Source organism: Nocardia sp. NPDC052566, assembly GCF_044547285.1.
GTDB lineage: Bacteria > Actinomycetota > Actinomycetes > Mycobacteriales > Mycobacteriaceae > Nocardia.
In genome coordinates this window covers 1,278,299-1,301,397 of sequence record NZ_JBIUAF010000001.1, presented here as the reverse complement: position 1 = coordinate 1,301,397, position 23,099 = coordinate 1,278,299, and the positions used below count along the sequence as shown (strand labels likewise).

19 protein-coding genes, 1 tRNA gene and 1 pseudogene are annotated in these 23,099 nt (G+C 64.8%); 12 read left to right on the top strand and 9 right to left on the bottom strand.

Translation table 11 applies throughout. The annotated features are described in order from the left end of the window. The first annotated feature begins 152 nt into the window (after positions 1-152). A complete protein-coding gene (locus tag ACIG5A_RS05170; protein WP_397237891.1) occupies positions 153-1,982 on the top strand; it encodes an AMP-dependent synthetase/ligase in 1,830 nt (609 codons plus the stop codon). 58 nt (positions 1,983-2,040) lie between these two features. On the opposite strand, the gene ACIG5A_RS05165 is transcribed toward ACIG5A_RS05170, so the two are convergent. Continuing rightward, a complete protein-coding gene (locus tag ACIG5A_RS05165; protein ID WP_397237889.1) occupies positions 2,041-2,568 on the bottom strand; it encodes a YbhB/YbcL family Raf kinase inhibitor-like protein in 528 nt (175 codons plus the stop codon). Positions 2,569-2,589: 21 nt separating this feature from the next. Beyond that, the gene (locus ACIG5A_RS05160) at positions 2,590-3,945 is read right to left on the bottom strand and encodes a M20/M25/M40 family metallo-hydrolase (RefSeq protein WP_397237887.1); all 1,356 of its coding nucleotides are present in this window, start codon (positions 3,943-3,945) and stop codon (positions 2,590-2,592) included. 219 nt (positions 3,946-4,164) lie between these two features. Between ACIG5A_RS05160 and ACIG5A_RS05155 the strand changes: the two genes are divergently transcribed. Together ACIG5A_RS05155 and ACIG5A_RS05150 are read left to right on the top strand one after the other, a co-directional pair. Next, complete coding sequence (locus tag ACIG5A_RS05155; protein ID WP_397237885.1) at positions 4,165-4,494, top strand: trypco2 family protein; 330 nt, start codon at positions 4,165-4,167, stop codon at positions 4,492-4,494. A 41-nt stretch (positions 4,495-4,535) separates the two neighbouring features. Further along, on the top strand, positions 4,536-8,504 hold the full coding sequence (locus tag ACIG5A_RS05150; protein ID WP_397237883.1) for a trypsin-like peptidase domain-containing protein: 3,969 nt from the start codon (positions 4,536-4,538) through the stop codon (positions 8,502-8,504). A gap of 18 nt (positions 8,505-8,522) precedes the next feature. On the opposite strand, the gene ACIG5A_RS05145 is transcribed toward ACIG5A_RS05150, so the two are convergent. Further along, positions 8,523-8,879, bottom strand: a complete 357-nt coding sequence (locus tag ACIG5A_RS05145) for a winged helix-turn-helix transcriptional regulator (protein WP_397237881.1) — start codon at positions 8,877-8,879, stop codon at positions 8,523-8,525. Positions 8,880-9,022: 143 nt separating this feature from the next. Between ACIG5A_RS05145 and ACIG5A_RS05140 the strand changes: the two genes are divergently transcribed. Next, entirely contained in the window at positions 9,023-9,895 is an 873-nt protein-coding gene (locus ACIG5A_RS05140; RefSeq protein WP_397237879.1) for an NAD(P)-dependent oxidoreductase, read from the top strand. A 133-nt stretch (positions 9,896-10,028) separates the two neighbouring features. Then, positions 10,029-10,113, top strand: a tRNA-Leu gene (locus tag ACIG5A_RS05135). On the opposite strand, the gene ACIG5A_RS05130 is transcribed toward ACIG5A_RS05135, so the two are convergent. Together ACIG5A_RS05130 and ACIG5A_RS05125 are read right to left on the bottom strand one after the other, a co-directional pair. Continuing rightward, positions 10,095-10,382: a hypothetical protein gene (locus tag ACIG5A_RS05130; protein WP_397237877.1), complete on the bottom strand. Its 288-nt coding sequence runs from the start codon at positions 10,380-10,382 to the stop codon at positions 10,095-10,097. The two genes, ACIG5A_RS05135 and ACIG5A_RS05130, sit on opposite strands and share 19 nt — an antisense overlap. Further along, positions 10,370-10,930: a recombinase family protein gene (locus ACIG5A_RS05125; RefSeq protein ID WP_397237875.1), complete on the bottom strand. Its 561-nt coding sequence runs from the start codon at positions 10,928-10,930 to the stop codon at positions 10,370-10,372. Before ACIG5A_RS05125 ends, ACIG5A_RS05130 begins: the two co-directional genes overlap by 13 nt. Before the next feature lie 101 nt (positions 10,931-11,031). Between ACIG5A_RS05125 and ACIG5A_RS05120 the strand changes: the two genes are divergently transcribed. Then, positions 11,032-11,490: a hypothetical protein gene (locus ACIG5A_RS05120; RefSeq protein ID WP_397237873.1), complete on the top strand. Its 459-nt coding sequence runs from the start codon at positions 11,032-11,034 to the stop codon at positions 11,488-11,490. Between the two features lie 176 nt (positions 11,491-11,666). Here the strand turns inward: ACIG5A_RS05120 and ACIG5A_RS05115 are convergent, their stop codons facing one another. From ACIG5A_RS05115 to ACIG5A_RS05105, 3 genes are all read right to left on the bottom strand, one after another. Next, entirely contained in the window at positions 11,667-11,861 is a 195-nt protein-coding gene (locus tag ACIG5A_RS05115) for a hypothetical protein (protein ID WP_397237871.1), read from the bottom strand. A 251-nt stretch (positions 11,862-12,112) separates the two neighbouring features. Beyond that, positions 12,113-12,673 (bottom strand): 2'-5' RNA ligase family protein, encoded by a 561-nt coding sequence (locus ACIG5A_RS05110; protein ID WP_397237869.1) that lies wholly within the window; start codon positions 12,671-12,673, stop codon positions 12,113-12,115. 37 nt (positions 12,674-12,710) lie between these two features. Continuing rightward, a complete protein-coding gene (locus tag ACIG5A_RS05105) occupies positions 12,711-14,030 on the bottom strand; it encodes a hypothetical protein (RefSeq protein WP_397237867.1) in 1,320 nt (439 codons plus the stop codon). 241 nt (positions 14,031-14,271) lie between these two features. Between ACIG5A_RS05105 and ACIG5A_RS05100 the strand changes: the two genes are divergently transcribed. From ACIG5A_RS05100 to ACIG5A_RS05085, 4 genes are all read left to right on the top strand, one after another. Then, a complete protein-coding gene (locus tag ACIG5A_RS05100; protein ID WP_397237865.1) occupies positions 14,272-14,796 on the top strand; it encodes a hypothetical protein in 525 nt (174 codons plus the stop codon). Between the two features lie 155 nt (positions 14,797-14,951). Then, a complete protein-coding gene (locus ACIG5A_RS05095) occupies positions 14,952-16,136 on the top strand; it encodes a radical SAM protein (RefSeq protein WP_397237863.1) in 1,185 nt (394 codons plus the stop codon). Next, a complete protein-coding gene (locus ACIG5A_RS05090) occupies positions 16,133-16,750 on the top strand; it encodes an exonuclease domain-containing protein (RefSeq protein ID WP_397237861.1) in 618 nt (205 codons plus the stop codon). Before ACIG5A_RS05095 ends, ACIG5A_RS05090 begins: the two co-directional genes overlap by 4 nt. Positions 16,751-16,779: 29 nt before the next feature. After that, positions 16,780-17,367: an AAA family ATPase gene (locus ACIG5A_RS05085; RefSeq protein WP_397237859.1), complete on the top strand. Its 588-nt coding sequence runs from the start codon at positions 16,780-16,782 to the stop codon at positions 17,365-17,367. A 22-nt stretch (positions 17,368-17,389) separates the two neighbouring features. Here the strand turns inward: ACIG5A_RS05085 and mobF are convergent, their stop codons facing one another. Continuing rightward, positions 17,390-21,775, bottom strand: a complete 4,386-nt coding sequence (gene mobF, locus ACIG5A_RS05080; RefSeq protein WP_397237857.1) for a MobF family relaxase — start codon at positions 21,773-21,775, stop codon at positions 17,390-17,392. A gap of 551 nt (positions 21,776-22,326) precedes the next feature. Between mobF and ACIG5A_RS05075 the strand changes: the two genes are divergently transcribed. Both ACIG5A_RS05075 and ACIG5A_RS05070 read left to right on the top strand, forming a co-directional pair. Then, positions 22,327-22,761 carry a group II intron maturase-specific domain-containing protein gene (locus ACIG5A_RS05075; protein WP_397237855.1) on the top strand — a complete coding sequence of 145 codons (435 nt, stop codon included), beginning with the start codon at positions 22,327-22,329 and terminating at the stop codon, positions 22,759-22,761. Positions 22,762-22,866: 105 nt separating this feature from the next. Beyond that, positions 22,867-23,092, top strand: a pseudogene (locus ACIG5A_RS05070) (transposase); the annotation flags it as partial. Positions 23,093-23,099 lie beyond the last annotated feature (7 nt).

Sequence of the window (23,099 nt, the reverse complement as noted above, 5' to 3'; positions counted from 1 at the left end):
GCTTGCTACGGTGAGTGAGCCGCGCCACTCGGTGCCGGACTTCCCTGTGAGATGATGAGAGAGGCTGCACCAATTTCTATCATCGGAGCAGGTGGTGATGCCGCGTCCGCACACCTAGGTTCGGGTCACGTCAGCTATTCGGGAACAGGGATATGACAACAGAAATCGGTTATGCGCACGAGTCCGGTAAGACGGTCTACACCGTGCCAGCGGCGTTCCAGGAGACCATCAAGCAGCGTCCGAACCAGGTCGGCCTGCGCAAGGCGGGCGGCACGCAGGACATCACCTGGCAGGAGTACGGCGAGCGGGTGAAGGTCATCGCGGCGGGTCTGGCCGCACTCGGCGTCGGCCGCGGCGACACCGTGGGCATCATGCTCACCAACCGCCCCGAGTTCAACCTGATCGACACCGCGGCGCTGCACCTGGGCGCCACCCCGTTCTCGGTCTACAACACCAGCTCCCCCGAGCAGATCAACCACCTGTTCACCGATGCGGGCAACAAAGTGGTGATCACCGAGCAGATGTTCCTCGACGTGATCCGCGCCGCCGGCGTGGCGGTGGAGCACACCGTCATCGTCGACGGCACCGCGGAGGGCGCCGTCACCCTGGCCGAGGTCGAGGCGAATCCGTTGCCCGACTTCGATTTCGACGCCTCCTGGCAGGCCGTGCAGGCCGATGACCTGGCCACACTGATCTACACCTCGGGCACCACCGGACCGTCCAAGGGTGTCGAGATCACCCACCGCAATGTGGTCGCCCAGATCATCGCGCTGGTCAACGGCCCGCTGCCGGTCGGCTTCGACGACCGCACCGTGTCCTACCTGCCCGCCGCGCACGTGGCCGACCGGATCTCCGGGCACGCCATCAACCTGTTCACCGGCATCACCATCACCACCGTCGCCGATCCGCGCGAGATCGCCGCGGCGCTGCCGGATGCGCGCCCGACCATCTTCTTCGGTGTGCCGCGCGTCTGGCAGAAGATCAAGGCAGGCATCGAGGCCAAGCTCGCCGTCGAGCCGAGCGGGGTGAAGAAGGCACTGGCCACGTGGGCGATCGACACCGGAATCGCCGCGGCCCGAGCCGATCTCGCCGGCACCGGACGCAGTCCCCTGCTCGCCGTGCAGCACAAGCTGGCCGAGGCGCTGGTCCTGTCGAAGCTGCGCCACACGATGGGTCTGGACAAGCTGTGGGTGGCCGCCTCCGGCGCCGCGCCCGCCCCCGTCGAAATCCTGGAGTACCTCATCGGTCTCGGTTTCACCGTCTCCGAGGTGTGGGGCATGTCCGAGACCACCGGTGTCGGCACCTACACCGAACGCGACAAGCCGCGCCCCGGCTCGGTCGGCCGCACCGTCGACGGGATCGAACTGCGGCTCGACGCCGACGGCGAACTGCTGGTGCGCGGGCCGATCGTCACCCGCGGCTACCGCAATATGCCCGAGAAGACCGCCCAGGACATCGATTCCGACGGCTGGTTCCACACCGGCGACGTCGGCGCCTTCGACTCCGACGGATACCTGCGGATCATCGACCGCAAGAAGGAGATGATCATCAACGAGGCGGGCAAGAACATCGCCCCCACCAATATCGAGAACGCGGCGAAGGCGGGCTCCTCACTGGTCGCCCAGGTGGTCGCGCTCGGCGACGCCAAGGCGTACATCACCGCGCTGATCACCCTCGATCCGGATATCGCCGCGCTGCGCGCCAAGGACCTCGGCATCACCGACGCCGACATCGCCACCCTCGCCAAACGCACGGAGATCGTCGACGAGGTGCTCGCGGCCATCCAGACCGGTAACGCGAAACTGTCACGGGTGGAACAGATCAAGCGCTTCACCATCATCGGCGCCATCTGGGAGCCGGGCGGTGACGAGCTGACCCCGAAGATGTCGCTCAAGCGCACGCCGATCGCGAACAAGTACGCGAGCGAGATCGAAGCGCTCTACGCCAAGGAGGCGCCGGAGGGCATCGTCAACGTCAAGTAGGTCATTCGGAAACGACCGTGGCCCCGGGCATTTCGCCCGGGGCCACGGTCGTACGCGGCTACTTCTGCTCGTAGGTGGCCACGATGGTCGCGCGGGCGATGGCGTGGGTGAACAGGTTGAAGCCGAGGTAGGCCGGGGTCGCGTTCCCGTCGATGCCGAGCGTGTCGACATCGACGGCATGCACCACGATGAAGTAGCGGTGCGGACCGTGACCGGCGGGCGGTGCGGCGCCGACGAATCCGGCGAACCCACCGTCGTTGCGCAGGGTGATCGCACCGGCGGGCAGCGATTCGGCGGCGCCCGAGGTCAGCGCTGTGGTGTCCACCGGGATATCGGCGACGGCCCAGTGCCAGAAACCCGACGCGGTCGGGGCGTCCGGGTCGTACACGGTGACGACGAAACTCTTTGTCTCGGCCGGAAATCCGGACCAGGACAGCTGCGGGGAGACATCCTTGCCACCCGCGCCGAAGACGCCGCTCACCTGGTCGTTGCCGAACGGCTGACCATCGGTGACGTCCGCGGAGGTCAGGGTGAAACTCGGCAGCTCGGGCAGCGCCGCGTACGGGTTGTATGAGTAGTCGGGCACGGAAGTCCTTTCGTATTCGCGTCAGCTGTGCAACAAAAAGTGTTCCAGCACCTGGGTGCCGAATTCGAGCGCCGACACCGGGACTCGTTCATCCACCCCGTGGAACAGCGCGCTGAAGTCCAGCTCGGGCGGCAGCTGCAACGGCGCGAACCCGAAGCAGCGAATACCCAAGCGCGCGAACGCTTTCGCGTCCGTACCACCGGAGAGCATGTACGGGACGGTGCGCCCCTGCGGATCATAGGCCAGGATCGCGTCGTTCATCGCGTCCACCAGGTGGCCGTCGAAAGTCGTTTCGTACGAATCGAGTTTGGTGATCCACTCGCGCTCGACGTCGGGGCCGATCAGCTCGTCCACCTCACGCTCGAACGCCGCCTGACGGCCGGGCACCACGCGGCAGTCCACCACCGCCTCGGCCGTCTGCGGAATCACGTTGGCCTTGTACCCGGCCGAGAGCATCGTCGGATTGGCGGTATCGCGCAGTGTCGCACCGATGATGCGGGCAATGGTGCCGAGTTTGGCCAGCTGGCCCTCGATATCCGGGCTCGACGGATCGAACTCCAGGCCGGTCTCCTCGGCCACGGCGGCGAGGAATTCGGCCACCGAATCCGAAATCACCAGCGGGAAGGTGTGTTTGCCGAGCCGGGCGACCGCCGCGGCCAAGATGGTGACCGCGTTGTCCTCGTGCAGGAACGAGCCGTGACCGGCACGGGCCTTGGCGCGCAAGCGCATCCAGCCCAGCCCCTTCTCGGCGGTCTCCACCAGATACAACCTGCGCTCGGTGCCGTCCGGGCGCGGCACGGTCAGCGAGAAGCCGCCGACCTCGCCCACCGCCTCGGTGATCCCCTCGAACAGGTCCGGCCGGTTGTCCACCAGCCACTGTGAACCCCACTTGCCGCCGTTCTCCTCGTCGGCGAGGAAGGCGAACACGATATCGCGCGGCGGCACCGTGCCCTCGATCTTGAACTGGCGGGCCACCGCCAGCATCATCCCGACCATATCCTTCATATCGATCGCGCCGCGGCCCCACACGTACCCGTCACGGACGGCACCGGAGAACGGATGCACGCTCCAGTCCGCGGCCTGGGCGGGCACCACATCCAGGTGCCCGTGCATCATCAGCGCGCCACGGCTCGAATCGGCGCCCTTCAGCCGCGCGAACACATTCCCGCGCCCGGGCGCACCGGACTCCACGTACTCGGTGGTGTACCCCGCCTGATGCAGTTGATCGGCCACCCACTGCGCGCACTCGCGCTCCCCCTTGGTGGTGGCCAACTCGCCGGTATTGGAGGTATCGAACCGGATCAGCGCGCTGACCAGATCCACGACCTCCGACACCGCACGGGACTTGCTGCTCGAATCTTCGCCAGTTGCGGACACGTAACCTTTCCTACCACCTGCCGGGCGTGTCCCCGTGCGGTGCCCGCCATCGGCGCGCGCCGGGGCGGCCCTGTAATGGGATATCACCGCGGTACCGGTCAGCATCACGGTGAGCACAACCCGGAACAGCACAGCACCGAGGTCGGTGAATCCCCCTGAAAACCCTACGGTGCATCGGGTTTCGGTGTGTCACCATGTCGACTCTGCTATTACTGCGGAATGAGCCACAGTATCGGACTGGCCGACGCCATCGAGGCGTTGCGCGCCGAGTTGCAGGGGGCGATCGAGCGGGGCCGCAATGAGCAACTGCGATTCACCCTCAGCCCGATCGAGCTGACGCTCGAGGTCGAGGTGCACAAGGACGTCGAAGGAAAGATCGGCTGGCATGTCGTCGAAATCGGCGCGGGCGCGGACAAGAGCCGGACCCAGACGTTGACCCTGACGCTCGAGCCCGGCTGGCTGGTGGACGGCCAGTACCTGCCGTCGAGCCAGTGGACCATCGCCGACAGCACCGTCGGTGACGGCGGAGTCAAGACGCGGCAGCGGTGACCTGATCGACGGAATACCGTCGGCCGGGGAGGAGGCGCGAAGTGCCGCAGACGCGCATTCGCAACGACCGGGTCGTCGCCGTGTTCGCGCACTTCGACCGTGGGCGTACACAGATCGGTTCCGGATTCGTGGTGGCGCCGGGCCTGGTACTCACCGCATGGCACTGCACCGTCGATCGTGAATCGAACGCCGAACCGTCGAAGGTGACCGTCGCGCGGCTGACCGACGGAGCAACGGTGCGCGCGATCCGCGGCGCGGCGAGCCCGAGCCTCGATCTCGCGGTGCTCACCCTCCCCGCCGACTGCGATTGGGCCGCGGTGCTCGCCCCCGTTCGATTCGGACGGACCGACATCACGTTCGGCGAGGTACTGACGGGCTGCGCGGCCGTCGGATTCCCGCTGTGGCAGCGCGAATCCGCGGACCGCTGCTCCGGGACGGTGCGCGGTGACATCCGGACCTCGGACGGCGTCAACACCGGCCTCTGGCAGCTCCGCGATCCGGAGACCAGGACCGTTGCCCTGCCACCGGAATGGGAGGCCGAACATCCACGCGAGCCGCCCAGCGGGAATCGGCCATCGCCGTGGGCCGGGCTGTCCGGCGCACTACTGTTCCACGGCAGCTTGGCCATCGGTGTCGTGGTGCTGCACAAACCGTGGCAGGGCGACGCCATCGTCGTACGCCCGATCAGCGAGCTGTTCACCGGGACCGGCGGCGATTCCGTCGCACGCGCACTCGGACTGCGCGGCATCCAGCAGCTGGCCATGGTCGACGCCGAGACCGGACGGGAATCGGTCGCGCGCGACCCGGTGCCGCAGTGGGCGCGCACGCCGGAGCGCAGGGCCGCGATGCTCGAGATTCGCGAGCAGACACTGATCAGATGCAACCAGGAAGTGGCCGTCCTGGGGTTGGCCCGCCCGCGCCCCATGCCGGTGCGGTGGAAATTGGCCGAGGGCGATGTGTCCGATCATTCCGGAAACGTCTTCGGCGACACCGTGCCACACAGTCTCGACGTGCGCAGCGACGAAGTCGACCAGCTGATGACCCAGTTCCTCGCGTTGCCGCGCAGGCGATTGGTCATCGTCGGCCAGCCAGGATCCGGGAAAACCGTTCTGGCTCAGCTCTTGTCGCAGGCGCTGTTGCTCGCGCCCGACCCGGACGAACCGGTGCCCATCTGGCTGACGGCCGGCAGTTGGGATATCGATACCTTTCCGGAATTCCGGGACTGGCTCGTCGCCTCGCTCGGTAGCGGCTTTCCCAACCTGGCGCGCCGGTACGGGGCGCAGATCATGCGCGGACTCGTCGACAACAGGCTGATCCTGCCGATACTCGACGGACTCGACGAGATCGAAGAGACCACTCAGGCGAAAGTACTCGAAGCGCTCGACAAGCATCTGATCGGGCATGATCCGCTGATCGTCACCTGCCGAGTCGGCGATTACCGCACCCTGGTGCAGCGCGCCACGGCGCTCACCGGCGCCGCCGTCATCGAGGCACAGCCGCTCACCTCGCCCGAGGTGGTCGACTATCTGCGCTCCAGCATCGCGAAAAGCGCACGGGGGCAATGGGAGCCGATCCTCACCGACATCGCCGCCCACCAGGATGGGCCACTCGCTCAGGCGTGCGCCACGCCATTGGGCCTGTGGCTGCTGCGTACCGTCTACCACGATGATCGCGAGGCGTCGAACGATCCCGCATCGCTGCTCGACCGCGCTCGGCTGCCGGATTCGACCGCGATCAAAGCCGAGCTACTCGACGAACTGATTCCCGCGGTGATCAAGGCGCGCGGGCCATCCGGCGCCGATCCCGCCGACCTGCTCCGGCCACGGCGGCAGTGGGATCCCGCCGCCGCCAAGAAGTGGCTGACCTATCTGTCGCAGGAACTGCACGGCGTGCGGGACCTGCGCTGGTGGCAGCTCCGCAGACCCTATACGCCCAAGTTCGTGCACGACCCCCGCGCCGTATCACGCCGACTGTGGTCGGCGATGTTCATCGCCGGAGCCCTCACGGTCGGCGGACTGGTGTGGCTCGGAATCCACCACCCCGACGGGCTTTTGCTCGCCTCCATCATCGCCGCGTATCCGGCCGCGCTCAGCTGGCGCGTCAGACGACCGAAAGAACCGATCGGGGCTCGATATCGCGGCTTCGGTGCGCATATGGCGGCGCGCCTCTTCACGCGAGACCAGTTGGCGCTCAACTCCATCGGCGGACTCATATTGGGTCCGCTCTTCGGGCTCGCTATCGGGATACCAGTCGGCGACTCCCGCGCGAAGGCGGTCTATGGGCTGATCCTCGGTGTGCCGGGTGCGTTCGGTATCGCGCTGCTCAGCGGCCTCTATCAGTGGCTATGGCCGTCGGGCGAATGTTCCTGCGCGGCATGCGAGACACGGCTGAGCAGCAGATCACGGACACCCGCTTCGACTTTCAAGGATTCGCGTAGCCGCACACTGTCGATGATCGTCTACGGAATACTGCTGATCGGACTGCCCGGCGGCTTGGCACTCGATATCTGGGGCATCATCGCGACCGGACGCCCGCCGCTCTACGTGCTCAGCCTCTGGCGATGGGATCTCTTCGCACTTGCCGTGCTCGCGATCACCTGCTTGCTGGCGGCGATCATCGGCCTCGCGGTCGGCCTTTTCAGCGAACCGGCATGGATCGGATTCCGGGTGTCGACAGGCATTCTCGCGATGCGCGGCGAACTACCCCGCCGCACCATGACGTTCCTCGACGACGCTCATCGGCTCGGGCTGTTACGCACCGCTGGGACGGTCTATCAGTTCCGCCACGCGGAGCTCCAGGACCGCTTGGCGCCTCGCGAGTCCTGGCCCGACCAAAAGCTCGCTCGTGAGCACGCCCTGCACGAGGAATTCGAACAGCGCGAGCAAGAGCACGAACGGCACCAGCGGGAGAGCAATCAGCGAGTCCTCACCGAACGTCTCGACGCGGTCGCGCTGTTCCGGCCGCTCGCCGCCGTAGATCCCGATCGGCATGCCAAAGCGCTTGCCGAGGCGCTGTCGCGGCTGGCCGATCAGCACTCGGAGATGGGTGCCGAGGCCGCGGCGATCACCGTCATGCAGGAAGCGGTCGATCTCTGGCGGAGCATCGCGGAAACCGGCACGTCCGAAAGATACGATCTCGTCAAAGCTTTGCAGCATCTGGCGGAGTTCAGCGACACCGCCGGCGACCATACCCGCGCTGTCGCAGCGGCTTCCGAAGCGGTGACGGTCCAGTGCGCGGAGACGGTGAACTACCCGCTCGGCAATGTCACAATGCTGGGCCGGAGCCTCGAGAAGTTGACGGACTACAGCACACCGATCAAGCGGGGGCCCATCGATATCGCGCCGTGGTCCGCGGCAATAGATGCGATGACAACGCCGGTCGCTGCCGCGGTGATCCAGGCACATTTGGCTGTCGCCGCGGCCAAACACCGACAGTTCGACATCAGCGACGAATACTTGACGTCGGCGATCCGCGCGGTCTCGAGCGATCCGAACACCGCCGATCTCCGCGCCGTCCGACTGCTCGAGGAAGCTCGCGGATGGGTCAGGTTCTGCGCCGGAATCGTGCGGTCCAGGTACACCCGTGGGCGGCGCCGTCGGCGACTGTTCGCCGATCACCCTGACTGGGTGTGCCGCCGGATCGACAGCGAGAGTGCGCATTTCGCACTCACAAAGGCCTTCGTCACGGCTGTCGGCTGGCCGGCGATCAAGGCCGTACTGTCGAGCGTCCCCGATCCGCACGCCGACGGCGGCGACGTTCGCACGCAGCAAGATTTCGCCGAGTTCAGCGCCGACCAGCGGGTGCTCGCGATCCTGTACCCGACCGTGCCGCGCCTTCGGGCGCTGCCGGAGCTGCTGACGGAAATCGCGCATGCCGGGCTCGGCAACACAATTCAGCGATATCAGCGGTTGCACGACGCGGGCAGACTCGATGCCGCATGGGCAACCACCCCGACCTGGGACGAGTCGACGAGCTTCCTCCGCGACGCGCGCCGTAGACGCTTCCTGTGAACGACCTCCGCGACTCGGCTACGCGGACAGATGTACGCGGTCCGCGCCGATGCGCTCGATGCGATCCTTACCCCAGGCGCCGAGCGGCTCGAGTGCCTTGTTCAGCGCCACACCCTGATCCGTCAGCCGGTACTCCACACGGGGTGGGACCTCCCGGTAGATCTCGCGGCTGACGATGCCGTCCTCCTCCAACTCACGCAGCTGCTGGATGAGCATCTTCTCCGACACACCGGGCAGCCCACGGCGCAGCTCGCCGAAACGGCGGACGCCGAACTCGGCCAGCTCCCACAGGATCAGCGACTTCCACTTGCCGCCGACGACGTCCATGGCCGCGTCGATGCCGCAGAAGTATGGTCCGGATCTCTTTTCGCCCATCGCCCGACCTCGCTACCTGTTCACACACCATCCAGTAAGTACCCGACCAAATAGTAGGTACTTGTCGCAGGTGCGGGCAAAGAGCAACCTTGGTTCCAGCGCGCTGAACACCACCGGAAACCACGTCAAGGAGTTGACCCGCAATGGCGGATAGCAAGAACACCACGGTGACCGTCCTCGGACTCGGCGCAATGGGCCAGGCGCTGGCCACGGCTTTCGTCAAGGGCGACCGGCCGACCACCGTCTGGAACCGGACGCCGGGCAAGGACGCCGATCTGGTCGCGGCCGGTGCCACCGGTGCGGCGACGGTGCGCGAGGCGGTGCTGGCGAGCGAGGTGATCGTCGCGGTCCTGCTCGATCACGCCTCGGTGCACCAAACCCTCGATCCGGTGGCCGCCGAGCTCACCGATCGCCGACTGATCAACCTCACCACCACCTCCCCCGAGGAATCCCGCGAACTGGCCGCCTGGGCGGCCGGTCACGGCATCGACTACCTCGACGGCGGCATCATGGCGGTACCGCCCATGATCGGCCAGCCGGGTGCGTCGATCCTCTACAGCGGATCGCAGCAGGTCTTCGAGGACAGCCGCGAAATACTCGAATTGGCTGCCGCCGCAGACTATTTCGGCGCCGACGCGGGCCTGGCCTCGACCTACGACTTCGCCCTGCTGACCAACATGTACGCCATGTTCGGCGGCTTCTTCCAGGGCGCGGCGCTGCTCAGCAAGTCCGGCGTCTCCGCCAGCGACTTCGCGCCCCGAGCGGTGGCCTGGGTCACCGCGATGGCCCAGCTGATCCCGGCCTACGCCGGCGTCATCGACGCGGGCACCTACACCACCGACGTCCTCCAGGACCTCGACTTCCACAAGTCCGCCATCGACGCCATCGTCCGCGCCAACCGGGACGCCGCCGTCTCCCCCGAGTTCATCGCCCCCATCAAGAACCTCCTCGACCGCCAGATCGCCGACGGCAACGGCAAGGCCGCCTTCGAACGCACCATCGAGGAACTCCGCTGACCCTCGGGCCCCCGCCCCCACCCCACCCCCATCGGGGTGGGGCCAAGCCCGGTCACGACACACCCCGAAACACCCGGTGAGGCCGCGATTTGGTCAACGCCGACACATCCGATAACCTTGCTGAGCACCACCGGTCCGGGTGGCGGAATGGCAGACGCGCTAGCTTGAGGTGCTAGTGCCCTTTATCGGGCGTGGGGGTTCAAGTCCCCCTCCGGACACACGTGTTAACCACCGGAATACCGGCACTGACCACAGCAAGCTGTTGGCGGTGCCGGTATTTTATTTCCAGGTGCAGGGCCTCGTAGAGGGTCGCTTGATCTTCAGGGGCGCCAGCTGTCAGCACTGCTCTGATGTCGCCTAGTGAGTCGATGAGCTTGTCGAGTTCACCGGCAGTGAACCTTCTGACGGTTGGGATCGTGTCCAGCTCCGCTTGGGCTATCGCTCGTTCAGCCTGAGCCTGGTTCATCGGTTCGATCAGTGCTTGCACGTCGACTCCGGCTTCGATCGCAGCCTGGTATCTGCGCAACTTCGTCTCCGCGGCGGTGAGTCGCTGACGAACGAGCTGACGCTGGAGTTGTCTTTCGTTCCGCCTTCCATCTTGCGATCGCAGTCTGCGCACCGGATTCGACTGCGGAACAGATACAGGTGGCTGGCGGTCACTCTTGTTCGCTCAAGTTTGGCGCGTTGCTGCAGACCGCCACCGCCCCGGGCCCTGCGCGCGAGTTGCACCTGCGTGTAGGTGTCGACGCTGATGATCGCGGGATGGGCCGGTCGACGGGAGCGGACCACTCGGTCGTTGCTCGACTTGCGGAATCTCACGACCTTCCCGGCCGCGACATCGTCGCGGTCGAGCAGTTCCTCGTACTTGGTCCAGCGACCGAAGAAGGCATACCCGGTGTAGCGCGGGTTCTCCAGGATGGCCCGTACTGCGCTGGCCTGCCATCCATCGCCTGAGCGGTGACGGTTCTGGTGCGGGGTGTGCGCCGTCCATGGCAGCTCGTGTGCGCTTCTGAACGTGCTGACGCTCGGACTCACTCATCCCGCCGAGCATGCTCATGAGCATGTTGTGCGACGGATTCTGTGGGTCGTACCGGCCACCGAGCTCCGGAATCCAAAGATCGACACCGTGGGTCTCCGTGGACGAGCAGGGTAACGCGGTGTCGGTGTTCGTCGTGCTCCAGATCAGCCCGGATGATCCGCTGCGAGTAAAGGACCGCGTGCTGTACACCGTTCCGTCGCGACGCGGAAGAAAGCTGGCCAGACGCCTGTTCGATCACGCCTGCGACGTCCTCGCCGCAGAGTCGGTGGTGCTGGAATGGAGCGGCATCGCCACACCAGAGGGATACCCGATGGTCGAGTCGTCGGGGTTCAGCATCAGCCCCGACAAGTCCCAGGAGCTGGGTGCGGTCCTCGACGCGAAGCTCGCCGAAAAACCTGACGACGAATATCTTCGATCGCTCGCGGCGCTGCGTGTGGAATACGGCGGCCAACTGCCCTACAACCCGTGCAAGCCCGACAAGGCGGAGAAGTACGGCCGGGAAACGCTCCTCGCTGCGGCCGAGAAGGTGCATGCGAGGGAGATCGAGGGAGGCTAGCGCAGACGGCCCGGCGCTGGACCAGGGCGTCGCGCCCCAACGCACTAATCTGCGGCATCCCGCGCGGTCCGCGGCGACCACCGCGACCTATCTGAAGATCAACGGCCCCAGGGTATCTCGGGGCCGTCGCGGTGCGCGCTCATGCCGAGTTTCGGGCGCAGACTGGGGGAATCAGCTCAGTCGGACAGACACCCGTCGCCTTCGAAGTGGACGTGCCGCAGATTGCGAGCAAGCTCGTTGGTTGCGCGCTGCAATGGGGTCGCATCCTCCGAATCAGGTGCATAACTGAGCCACCCCTCATCCAACGCACTGTCGCACACTGCGTGAGCAAGCAGCTCGACCCGACGCAGGTAGGCGAGCTCATCATCCATTGCTGACATGAAATCGGTTCTACAGGACAGCAGAGACCTGCGCAGCCTCCTTTTCGATCGCCACCGCGCCGCGCGGAACCAGCCCAGCTGCAACCGTCAGGTCGGTCCAACAAGGCACGATAATGCCGCTGGGCGCGCATTCGCCAGAGCCGCCAGGCGGTGCCGTCGGCGTTCGTGAACGACACGTCCGCAGATTGACGGCGCCGTCAAGATTCGTGGACAAGCGCCGCCACAGATGACGGACAGAGCCATTAGCCGCTCAGCCGGATCCGAGAGACCACATCCCACTGATAGGAACGCGAATGACGTTCGAGCGCAACCATCACCACTTCCGTGACAGTCACATCCACCCGCTCGAGCGTTGAACCGGCCTTCTCCGCTGTCGCGGCAGCCTTCTCGGCCAGGCCCTCGAATACGGGATAGGCAACTGTCACATGGGGATTCGATGCGGAACCTTTCACCGGAGCATCCGGGTAGATGGAACGTGTTGCTGCCCTGAGCCTGTCGCGGAGGGCATGCACCATCTCATGCGGCGAGGCGATGAAACCAATCGCCCCACGAAGATTGGTGAGATGCCCGATCGTGAGGGTGAACGATGGCTGCCGTCGACAAGCGTCTCGGGCTGCCGCGCCGATCGAGTCGAGCAGATCGTGCGATGCCTCGCCATCGTGCGCGATCCGATCCAGTGTGAGATGGAGTCCATCGGCGGTGGTCAGGTCGAAGTAGGTTGGGTCTATCGACTGCTGACAACCTTTCACCAGAGCGTGCAGCTCCACGGCGTGTTCGAAGGTGAGGAGCCAGTAGTAGCCCAATGGCCCGATTCGGCCGTCGCGTGGGCGAAGTACTGAGCTACTCATGCTGGTTAGAACTGTTCACGCTTACCAGCCTGTCCCGGATTGCCTGAAGCTGTGCGGTTGTCCCCCATCGTGCAACAGCATCACGAACAAACTCCGAACCTCGCCGTCGAACTTGCGTCATAAGGTTACCTCGGGGCGGGTCGAGGGCGTCGAGCATAATGTGCGTGGCTGCGTCCAAATCACCGACCGGAGATACGACATGTGAACGTGCCCAGTCGATTAGGACCAGTGAACGCCCCCATGGGGAGTTCGATTCATTCATCTCCGGGAGTGCCTGCTGCACATACTCTTCGACCCGATCCGGCATCCCCAAGGACAGGTATGCGGTGGCTGCATTGCCCGCGACCTGGGCCGCACTGTAGCTGTCCAGCGAAATGCTCGACGGCACCCCGGTCGGCGCGCCGTCTCGCGACAGCATCATGTACGCCTCGTCGACGGCCCGATGGACACCTTCTGCGTCTCCGAGCTTGCCCCTGGCGCGTGCGACACCGTTGATGGCTAGGCGCACGCTTTGCGGCCCCGCCGCAGCGTGTGTCAAGCCGTCCTCGGCGTAGGAAAGCGCCTGAACAAATTGCCCGGCATAGTATTCGCAGAAGCTCTGCATGCCGCGCGCCCATGCCATGAGGTTGCCGTCCTGGGCGTGATCGCCGAGGTGGTACGACTCGAGGCAATAGGCTCTAGCGGTTGAAAAGTTGCCAGTGCCCACTGCGATGTATCCGAGCAAGCCAGATGTGGCACTCGCAGTCTCGAAGAGTTGGTGGCGTTGATGTGGATTGCCGCACTCGCAAACGAGTTCGTCGAGCCAGTCGCGTTGCTTCCTCAGCGCCGGAACGAGCGCGGCCGGATCAATCGTTTCGTACTGAGCGATGCTCAGGAGCGTGCTCGTTTGCAGCTGCCGAATGATCTCCGGGTCGATCGAGCGACTCAGTCTCTCGACGCGAGCCAGTACCGAGATGAGCTCTTCCGTAGTCCCCCGGTCGGCCGGGGACGGCGGCACATCGACGTCGCTTGTGTGCACACTGGTGATCGCCGACTGCGACAAGGGGCGGTGCCGCTCCCTCCAGGCAACCTCCCCCTCCGCGACGATTTGCTCGAAGCGGGCTCGGTCTTCGGATGTGGCTCGGTGCTGGTAGGTCGTATCGAGAATCGCTTGGGTAGCCGAGCGCGGCGTTACTGAACCCAGCCCGGTGCGCCAGTTGTTGATCGTGGTGGTTTCGACGCCGAGTTCAGCCGCGAACTCACGGATCGAGCGGCGCATCGCCTCTTGCAGAGCAGCAGCCTCGAAACCGGTCCACTGTCGCGCTCGTAGCATGGCGTACACCTAATTTCTAGGGCATGACCTGGGGAAATACCTACGCTACGCCCACACTACCCCACCGGTGCGCGGTTACGGCCGGAACTGCTTCTGGACGAAAGTCGAAGGCGGTACCCGGTACCACGCCGACGTCGTAACCCCTTGCGGCGCACCGGCACTCAACGAGTAGGGCCAGTGGCGAGAGCCCCCGGTGCCGGGTACCGCCCGCTGCTGCCAGTCCGGCCGATTGGAGACCGTCGTGATCGTCACGAGCACGCCCGATGTGGTGGCCGATCAAGCGCAACGCGACGCGACAGTTGTCGAGACCAGCCCGGATCGACACCTGTTGCCCGATTGGCATCAGCTCGCAGCGGCGTTTCGCGGCGAGCTCGGCCGGTCACCGGGTGACCATCTCGTCACCCGCTGGGCCGGCGACTTCGCGAATCTGCATCGTGCCCGGCATCTCACTCCGAAGCGGGCACCCGAAATCGACTGTCGCCGAGCGCAGATTGTCGGTCTCGTGGACGGCTGGACCGAAACGCATGTCACCACCACACGTCACGGCAGTTCGCCGACACAGTCGGTCGGGGCAGTTGTTGATGAAGTCGCGGCCGCATACGTCGCAGCCGAGTACTGCCTGATGACCGCCGACGACGTAGCGGCCTTCGCCGTCCATGCGGCCTGGGTACGGGCGGCCGAATTGGCGTGTCGCTGGAGCGACCTGGTCGCCCAGAACCCTGGCCGTTGGCGCTCCAGCCGCGTAGTCGGCCAGGAGTTGCGATGACGTATGCGCTGTTGGTTGGCCTTTGCAGCGTCACGCGCAGCCACAAAATGCGCGGGATCAACCGAGCGCTCGCCGCACAGCGGCGGGCAGCACAACCGGATTCAGCGCTCCGCGCACCTCGGACGGATATATCCCCGATTTGAAAGGTGGCCGAAATGGCCGATCAGGAGAAGTTCGCGCCCGTGCAACTCGCAAGTCGACGGGTGCCGATCATCACTACCGCGCAGCGGAACACATTGCGTCCCGAGCTGCTGGAGGTGATCGAGTACCGCAAATCCGGTCTGAGCGTGAACCACATCGTTGGTTGCCCGCTCGACTGTGGTTACTGCATCCGGCACGTGTTCGACAATTTTCAGATGAAGGTGCCCCGCGCGCTGATGACCGATACGGATGCGGCCACGATGCTGTTCGAGCATCCTTACTTTCAGCCGCATCTCACTCCTATTCAGCTTTTGAACCGGGCAACCGACCCGATGCTGCCGCCGGTCAAGCCGCACACCTTCGAGATGCTGCGCCTACTCGACCAACGGAGGTTGACCAACCACGTTCTGGTCATCACCCGGTGGCGTATCGAGCCCGAAGATTGCGCGATCCTCAACAGCTTCAACAACATTCGACTCACCGTGTTGGTTACGCATTCCGGAATCGACGACGACCGCATCGAGCCGGTCGACTCGAACATTGCCGCCGCCTCACTACGTACCGCCTTCGCGCACGCGAAGCGGTACCGCGTCATCTTGTACTGGCGGCCGATAGTCCCGGTGCTCAACGACACCGATGAACACTTCCAGCGAGCGTTCGAGCTCAGCCACCACGCGCATGCGACGGTGTTCACCGGCCTGTTCTACAAGGACCAGATCCGCGACTACTACCAAGCGCATGGCCTTCCCGAGCCATACCTGGAGGGTGCGCGACGGAAGGTGTTCCCTGAAGATCTCGAAACCCGCATCCTCGCCGCGGCAGCCGAATACGGAACTGGTTCGCCACTGTTCCGCAAGACGAGTTGCGCGGTGACCTACGCCCATGGTGTCGCCGATTACAACGGCCACTACGGTATCCGCGAACTGTGCGACATCTGCCCGGTCGCGCAGATCAACCGCTGCGCGAAAGCCTGGGTACGCCCCGACGCCGCCCGAGTCGCCGCGCTCGCCGAGCAACTCGGCGGCAGCTTGGTCGAGATCAATGACCGCGCGGTCGTGGTCGCCGACCTGAGCGAGCAGCCGCGATACCTGATGCAACACAGCCTGGGCTACCAGGTGCACGACGTGAACAAACCACATCACCGCAACCGGCACGGCCGCGCCGACCTGGGCTGGCCCACTATCAAGGAGACGCTGTGAGCTCGATTCCGAACACGCTGCGCGGCAAAGACGTCGTCGTCGTCGACGTCGAAGGCAATGGCCAGACACCGCCGGAAATCATCGAGATCGCCATCTTGACCATCTCTGGTGAGGCCGCCAGCATCGACGACATGCGCTCGTGGCTGATCAAGCCGCAGCAACCGATCACATCGATCGTGACCCGAAAAGTGCACGGCATCACGAACTCCGACGTCGAGACCTGTCCGGCGTGGAGCGAGATCGCGCAAGATATCAACGCGGCCTTGGCCGGGCGAACGCTCGTCGCCCATAACGCGGGAGTCGAACAGCGCGTACTCGCCTCGCACTTGCCGTACTGGAGTCCGCCGATGGTCTTGGACACCTTGCGCCTGACGAAAGTGGTGTGGCCAGGTCTGCCCAGCTACAGCCTCGACAAGCTCATCGCGCATGCCCAACTCGACACCTCAACGGTCACTGACCAGGGATACCACCGTGCAGGCTATGACGCGTGGGCCGCATGGCAGTTGCTGTGCAGGCTCGTCGAGGACAGCGGCTTGGATTGGACAGGGCTGGTGAGCGCTGCGGCGCCGAAGGAGTTCGTGCCCAAGCCGGAACCGGAATGCGGTCTGTGGTGAGTCCGTCCCGTCCGGAGGTCGTACGGCCGGTGACGATTGCCCTGACCGGCACCCATTCGACCGGCAAGACAACGTGGATAAAGCGCCTCGCAAATGAACTGCGCCGCAACAGGATCGACGTCGAGATGGTCGCCGATCTGGGCCTCCAAGCTCAACAGATCGGGCTGCCGATATTGTCTGATCACACCTGGGCGTCGACGTTGTGGATCATCACCCGCGGCATCAGCAATGAAATCGAAGCATGGACCAAAGCCGATGTCGTCCTGATCGATCGCAGCGTGCCGGATGCCCTCGCCTACTACGAAGCGGCACTGGAGTACCGCGGCCAATCGGCAGACCCGCATCGGATCGAGCACTTCGAAGACCTGGTCGCAAACCACTGCTTCAACTACGACCTGACGCTGCGGACCGTTCTCGACCCACGGCTTCCCTTGGGCGTATCCAAGGCGCGTGACACCGACATCGAGTTCCGTGCGCTCGCTAACCTGCATGTAAAGAAAGTGCTGAACCGGTTGGACATCGAACATGACACGCTCCCCGCCGACGGACACGAGCGAGCCCTGGTCGAAACGATGGCATTCGTCAAAGGGTGCCTGTCCGGTCCAACGATGACATGACGCATCTCTTCAGAACGCGCGGTCACAGCTCCAAGTCGATATCCGGCTGGGGCGCGGCCGAAGCCTGGTCGATCTCGAATGCGTTGTCTTCCTTAGCATTCAAGGACGCCCGCAGCTGTAGCTCGGCTGCTTGTTGGGCGTCGGTGAGTGCAGCGCGGCGCCGTTGTTCGGTGCGTAGTTCCTCGATCTGCTGATATTCGGCGACGAGTGACCGATCGCCAACATCCTTGGCGGATTCGTATGGCTCGGCGTTGCATCCGGGGCCATCAGTTTCCTGGGCGAAACCGTTTTCGTCAGGTCGCATTTCGGCTGGGCCATAGAGGATTTCGTCACTGTCTGCCAGGGCGATACACAGTTCGAGATCTGTGATGTGTTGGCGGAGTTGGGCGTCGGTAAGAACGATCAACGGATTCTGGGTGACCAGATCAGTCGCTGTATTCGCGGCGATGTCGCGGAGCCTTCGGGCCTCGACCAAGGAGCTGTTGGTGTGCTCGATGTCCAGGACCGACGGGTCGAGTTCCAGCCGCGACCAGAGTGCAGCGGCTGGCATCTCATCGGGTAGCGGCCCGGAGTGGGCTGCGTGGGCGAGGTGGGTTTCGATGTGGATTCCGGCATGGTGCGCGGCCTCGATCCGGTCGGCGATGATCGGCCACCACGGGTCGGTGACGACCCGTGGTGCAATCTCTTGCCCCACATGTGCCCACCTGTTAGCCGGGAGACCGGCGTCGCCGAGGGCCTCGGTGACGCGGATGTCGAGCAGTTTCTGGTGTTCTCGTTCGAGCGCTGTGCGCTGCGGCGGCCCGGTGGGTCGCGGGTCTCGGTCATCGATATGCAGCGAAGCGCGCCACACTGCGAGGTCTTGAACGACATCGAGATTGAGGCCGTAGAGCGGGCGTGCCCACGGCGGAACCGACGCTGGCGTCCATGTTGCGACGTCGGCGAGGATCTGGTGCGCGAGGTCGGTGACGATGCGGGCGCGGACGGCGAGTTGCGTGCTGTCGTGCTCGGCGCGCACGCCGTCGGGGATTCCGGCGACCCACGGCAGTGGTCCGTGTCCAGTGGAGTGGGCGCCGGTGGGGTCCAGGCGCCAGTCGAGCACGGCGGCTGCGTCGTCGGCGGTGTCGAGTTCGCGTGCGTTCTTCGCGGTGCGTAGCGCGGCGATCGGGTCACGTCCCGACAGCGCGATGATGGCCAGGTGCTGGCGCAGGACGGGGTAGGCGGAGCAGTCGGTGAGGTGCGCGCGGACGGTCTCGACGTCGGCGTCGAGACGATCCAGACCTTCTGTGCCGAGTGAGTTTTCGGCGGCGACGCCGATCGAGTCGAGGTAGATATCGAGCGCGCGACCGATGCGCCGGTGCGGATCGAGCGCGTCGCGCATCGTGGTGTGCGCGGACTTTTGTGCACCGTCGCGGGCGAGAACGCGCACCAGAACCTCCACGGCGGTGCGCGGATTGGCTGCTGGTTCGGACCAGAACGAGCTCTCCGAGCCGTCCAACGCGGTCGGCACGTAGACGTGGTTGGCGAAGATTCCGCGGGTGAGCGCGACATAAAGTTGCGGCCGAGATTCGCTGCCGGTGAGCGCGACGTGACAGGTTTCGGCGGTGATTCCTTGCGCGGAATCGATCGTTGTCGCATATCCCAAGCGCACATGCTCGCTGACGTAGTCGGCGGGCAGCCGCACAGTTTGGGACGGGTTTCTGCCAGTGCTGCGGTGGGTCGCGGTAAGACTGCCGTCGTCGTGGACTGCGATGATGGTCCAGGTGTAGCCGTTGCGGACCCAGTCCTGCTCGCCTAAGCGCAGTTTCGGATTGTTGCGGCGGGTGCGGATGATGTCACCGGCCGACGCCGCAAGTCCGTCGCACAGCCTGGACTCAGCGCCAACGCTAGCGCCGGTGCGAGCGAGGCGATCGGCGCGTGCACGCGCGTTGAGCTCTGTCACTACGTCGTGGGTTGCCGCCAGCATGATGGTGTCGCGGCCAGCGAGATGATCAGCGGTCCACGCGACGAACGCGTCATCGTGCACAGCGCCTTCGTGGCCACCGTGGATGCGGCCGTTGTCCAGATACCAGCCCAGCGCAGCCGGGTCTCCTTCGCGCAGTTGCAAACTCGCGGCCGCTTCACCGCTGGAATCGAACCGGACGACGTGGGTCAGAGTCAGCGTGGCGTCGGGAGCGGTGGCGTCCATGTCGACATCGGCACCGCCGGCCTCGATGGCCGCGAGTTGGCGTGGGTCGCCGATGCAGCGGACCGTCGCGCCGCGATCGACCAGAAATCGCAGGAGGCGAAGACGTTTGAGGTTGCCGATTTTGACGTGTTCGTCGACGATCACCAATGTGTCGGGGTCGATATCGAGGACCCATTGCGGCAGTGATGGCGGATATTCGCGGTCGGCGTTCGGGTTGCTCGGTGCGGGTGTGTGCCGGTTCAGGACGTCGAGAAGCTTGTCGACGGTCTCGACTCGTTGGTTGATCGATTCACTCAGCACTGCTGCCGCGGACGCGGTCGGGGCGAGCCCGAGGACCTGACCGCCGCTGGCGGTCCACGCATCGGCGAGTACTGCCATCGCCGTGGTTTTACCCGAGCCCGCGGGGGCGTTGGTCGTACGGACCTGCAGATTCGACGTGGCGAAGCCTTCGATCACGCTGACTTGTCCTGGATTGAGCGGCCGATGAGGATGCGCGGCGTTGTAGTCACGGACTGCGGCGGCGATGGTTTCCGCGGGAAGTTGGCGGGCGCCGGGTCGGATCGAGAGCTCGATCAGCTGTTGCTCGATCGATAGGGTGCGCGCCGAGGTGTAGAGCTGGCGGGCCGCCGAGGTGTAGACGCTGGTGCCGTCGCGACGCCGCAAGACAACCGGGACCGTGCGGAGTCCGGGTTCGTCGATCAGATCCGGATCCTGTTGGGCGACTGTGTGTGTCGGGGCGATGGTCTCCGCCAACACCGCCTCCGCGACGCGTCCCCAGTCCCCACCGCTCACGCGGCCACGTAGTTGGCGTTCGATTTCGGCACGAAGGTTGGTGGTCCGCCAGGTCGAGCGGTGCTCGGCCACGACCTCGATGACTCGCTCGGCGGTTCGGGTGATCCACTGCCGGGTGATCTGGGGGCGGGCCGGTCGGAGCGGATTCAGCGCCGCGCTGACCATGTGTGTCAATGCTTCTCGGCCTCCGAGGAGTTGCACGGCCTCAGCGTGCCAGGTGCTCCGCTGCTCGGCCAGTGAGCGCAGTGAATGTTTGGCGGGGCGGGTTTCGAGGGTGGCACGCTCGGCCAGGTCGAACATCTCCCCTGGTGCCGGTTCGCGCCCGTGCTGGGCTTGGAACTGTGCGGCCAGCTGCCCGAGGCGGGTGGTGATCGCGGTATCGCGGCGCGACCAGGCGGTGATCAATTGCGCTGGGACGCCGACGATTTCCCGAATCTGGCGCTTCGATGGGTCTCGGCCGGGGCGCTCGGCGAACTCCACGCCGATCAACCGTTCGAGATGGTGCTCGAGGCGGGTGTTGTAGATCTCGGAAACCGTCACCAACGCGCGGTAGATCGCTGTGCCATCGAGGGTGCGCCACTTGCCATCCAGCGTGCGCACGCGGTTGGCTATCAACACGTGAGTGTGCAGATCCGGATCACCTGCGCGACTGTCGCGGTGCGAAAAGACGGCCGCGACTACCCCTTCGACGTCGACCTGCCGAATCCCGTTGCGGCCCAACCTGGTGAAGATCGCGTTCCGCTCGAGCCACCGCAGCGCGTCCTCGATCGCGGCATGGTGCGCGGCCTCGATCTGCTCCGATACCGCGTGTGGCGCCACCGCCCACAGCACGGACACAGACTTGACCGCCGAGAAAGTGATGTCGAACCCGGCCACCGCGGTGGCGTTCGGGCGCGAGTTCTTGGCTACCCACCCCGACAGTTCCCGGGCATCAATCGGTGGCCGGTCGTAGATTTCGGTGAACATATCGGACGCGACCTGGGTACGAATCCGTGCCCGATCCACATCAGAAATAGCATCGCCAGCGGGTAAACCGAACGCGCTATTATGCTGCTCGAACGCCTTCGTACACCGTTGCCGAAATTCGGAGACCTCGGCGGAGAACCGAAACGGGATACCCAAACGACTCGCCTTATCCGCGGCTCGGGTGGCGTCCTTATGCTTCGCGCCCAAGCGGATCTGCTCGTCGTAGACGCAGTCTTCGATCACCTGGGCGTTCGGATGCCGCCCCAACCCGAACAGAGACTTCATCTGCTCCTCGGCGACCTCACCACCAGGTCGGATGCCCAAGGCTGCCAGCCCGGAGCCGTGCCAACGCCCCGGAGCCTCCCCTTGCACGGAGTAGTAGTCAGCGAGGCTGGAACGCCCCCGGGAAGACACATCGTTCGCGGCGACATTGCGCAGATAATATTGATATCCATTGCCTGCCACGACTTTATGGATCGTCGCGGTCACACCTCCAGGAAGCACTATCGCGGCCACAAAGTCGAGGGGTTCTGTTCACCGAAATAGTGTCAAATCCAGCAAACTCCCTGGTCGTTACCGAATCGCAACCCCTCGGTGCAAGAGGTCTGCTTGCGAGAAAGGTGGGATACGGAGGCGGACATGATGGTGACGAGGAGATGCGTAGGCATGAGGAGAAGCGGCGCGGAAGGTGAAGGAATGTAGCTGGCCTGGTGCGCAGTAGTTAGGTGCGCTGGTCTCCCAGATTCACGAGGGTGGAAGAAGCGGCAAGAGAGTGGGCGTCCGGCGGACGATACAGAGCAGTCGAACATGCGCGGTCTGGGACGGCAACGCTGGCAATGATATTGCTAGTAGGTCGACATTCGACGAGCCGGACCAGATTTCGTCGTGATGGTCAACGGCAGCGCCGAGTACGCCGAGGCGCTGCACGGTGAGATGGCCGAAGCGTCGGTCCACTGGGTCTTCGCTTGTCGCAGAACACGACTCGGGTCTCGCAGGTCGACAACAGGTTCGACTTCTTGGGGTTCCGCATCCAGTGCAGTAGCAAGCGAAGGACCTCGAACAAGTGGTATGTCTATACCTTTCCGTCGAAGAAGGTGCTGGCCGCGATCGTCGGCAAGGTCCGTGACGCCACCCGCAAGAACCAGGCCCGAAGCCTGGCCAACCTGTTGCGCAAACTCAATCCGATGATCCGGGGATGGTGCACCTACTTCTGGCATGTGGCATCGTCGGCCACGTTCGACTACCTGACCGCCTTCACGTGGCGGCGGGTCCGGACATGGACACGCAAACGCCACCCGAAGACCTCCGTGAGAAGGCTACGACAGCAGTACTTTCCCGACTGGAGGCCCACTGACGGGAGCGCGGCGCTGTTCTACGCCGGACAGACGTGGTCAGCCGCTATCGCTACCGAGACGCACGAATCCCCACCCAACGAGACCGCAGCAGCATAGCCCGCTGATTCGTGGAGAGCCGGTGCTCAGGAATGACACGCTGAATTCGGAGGGTCGCCACGAGAAACAAACCGGGACAACACATCCCGGCATCGACCCCACCATGAAGGGCTGAATAGAGAGACCCACCGCCGCACCGACCTCGCGGGCATCTTCCCCGACCGCGGCGCCACCATCCGCGTCGTCGGGCAGTACTCGCCGATCAACACGACGAATGGATCGAGAACGCCGCTACCTCGGACTCGACGTCCTAGCCTGCTCACGTTGCCTCGCAACCGAATCCGACCCCAACGAACACGAGAAGACCACACCAACCGCACTCACCGCCTGACCGAACA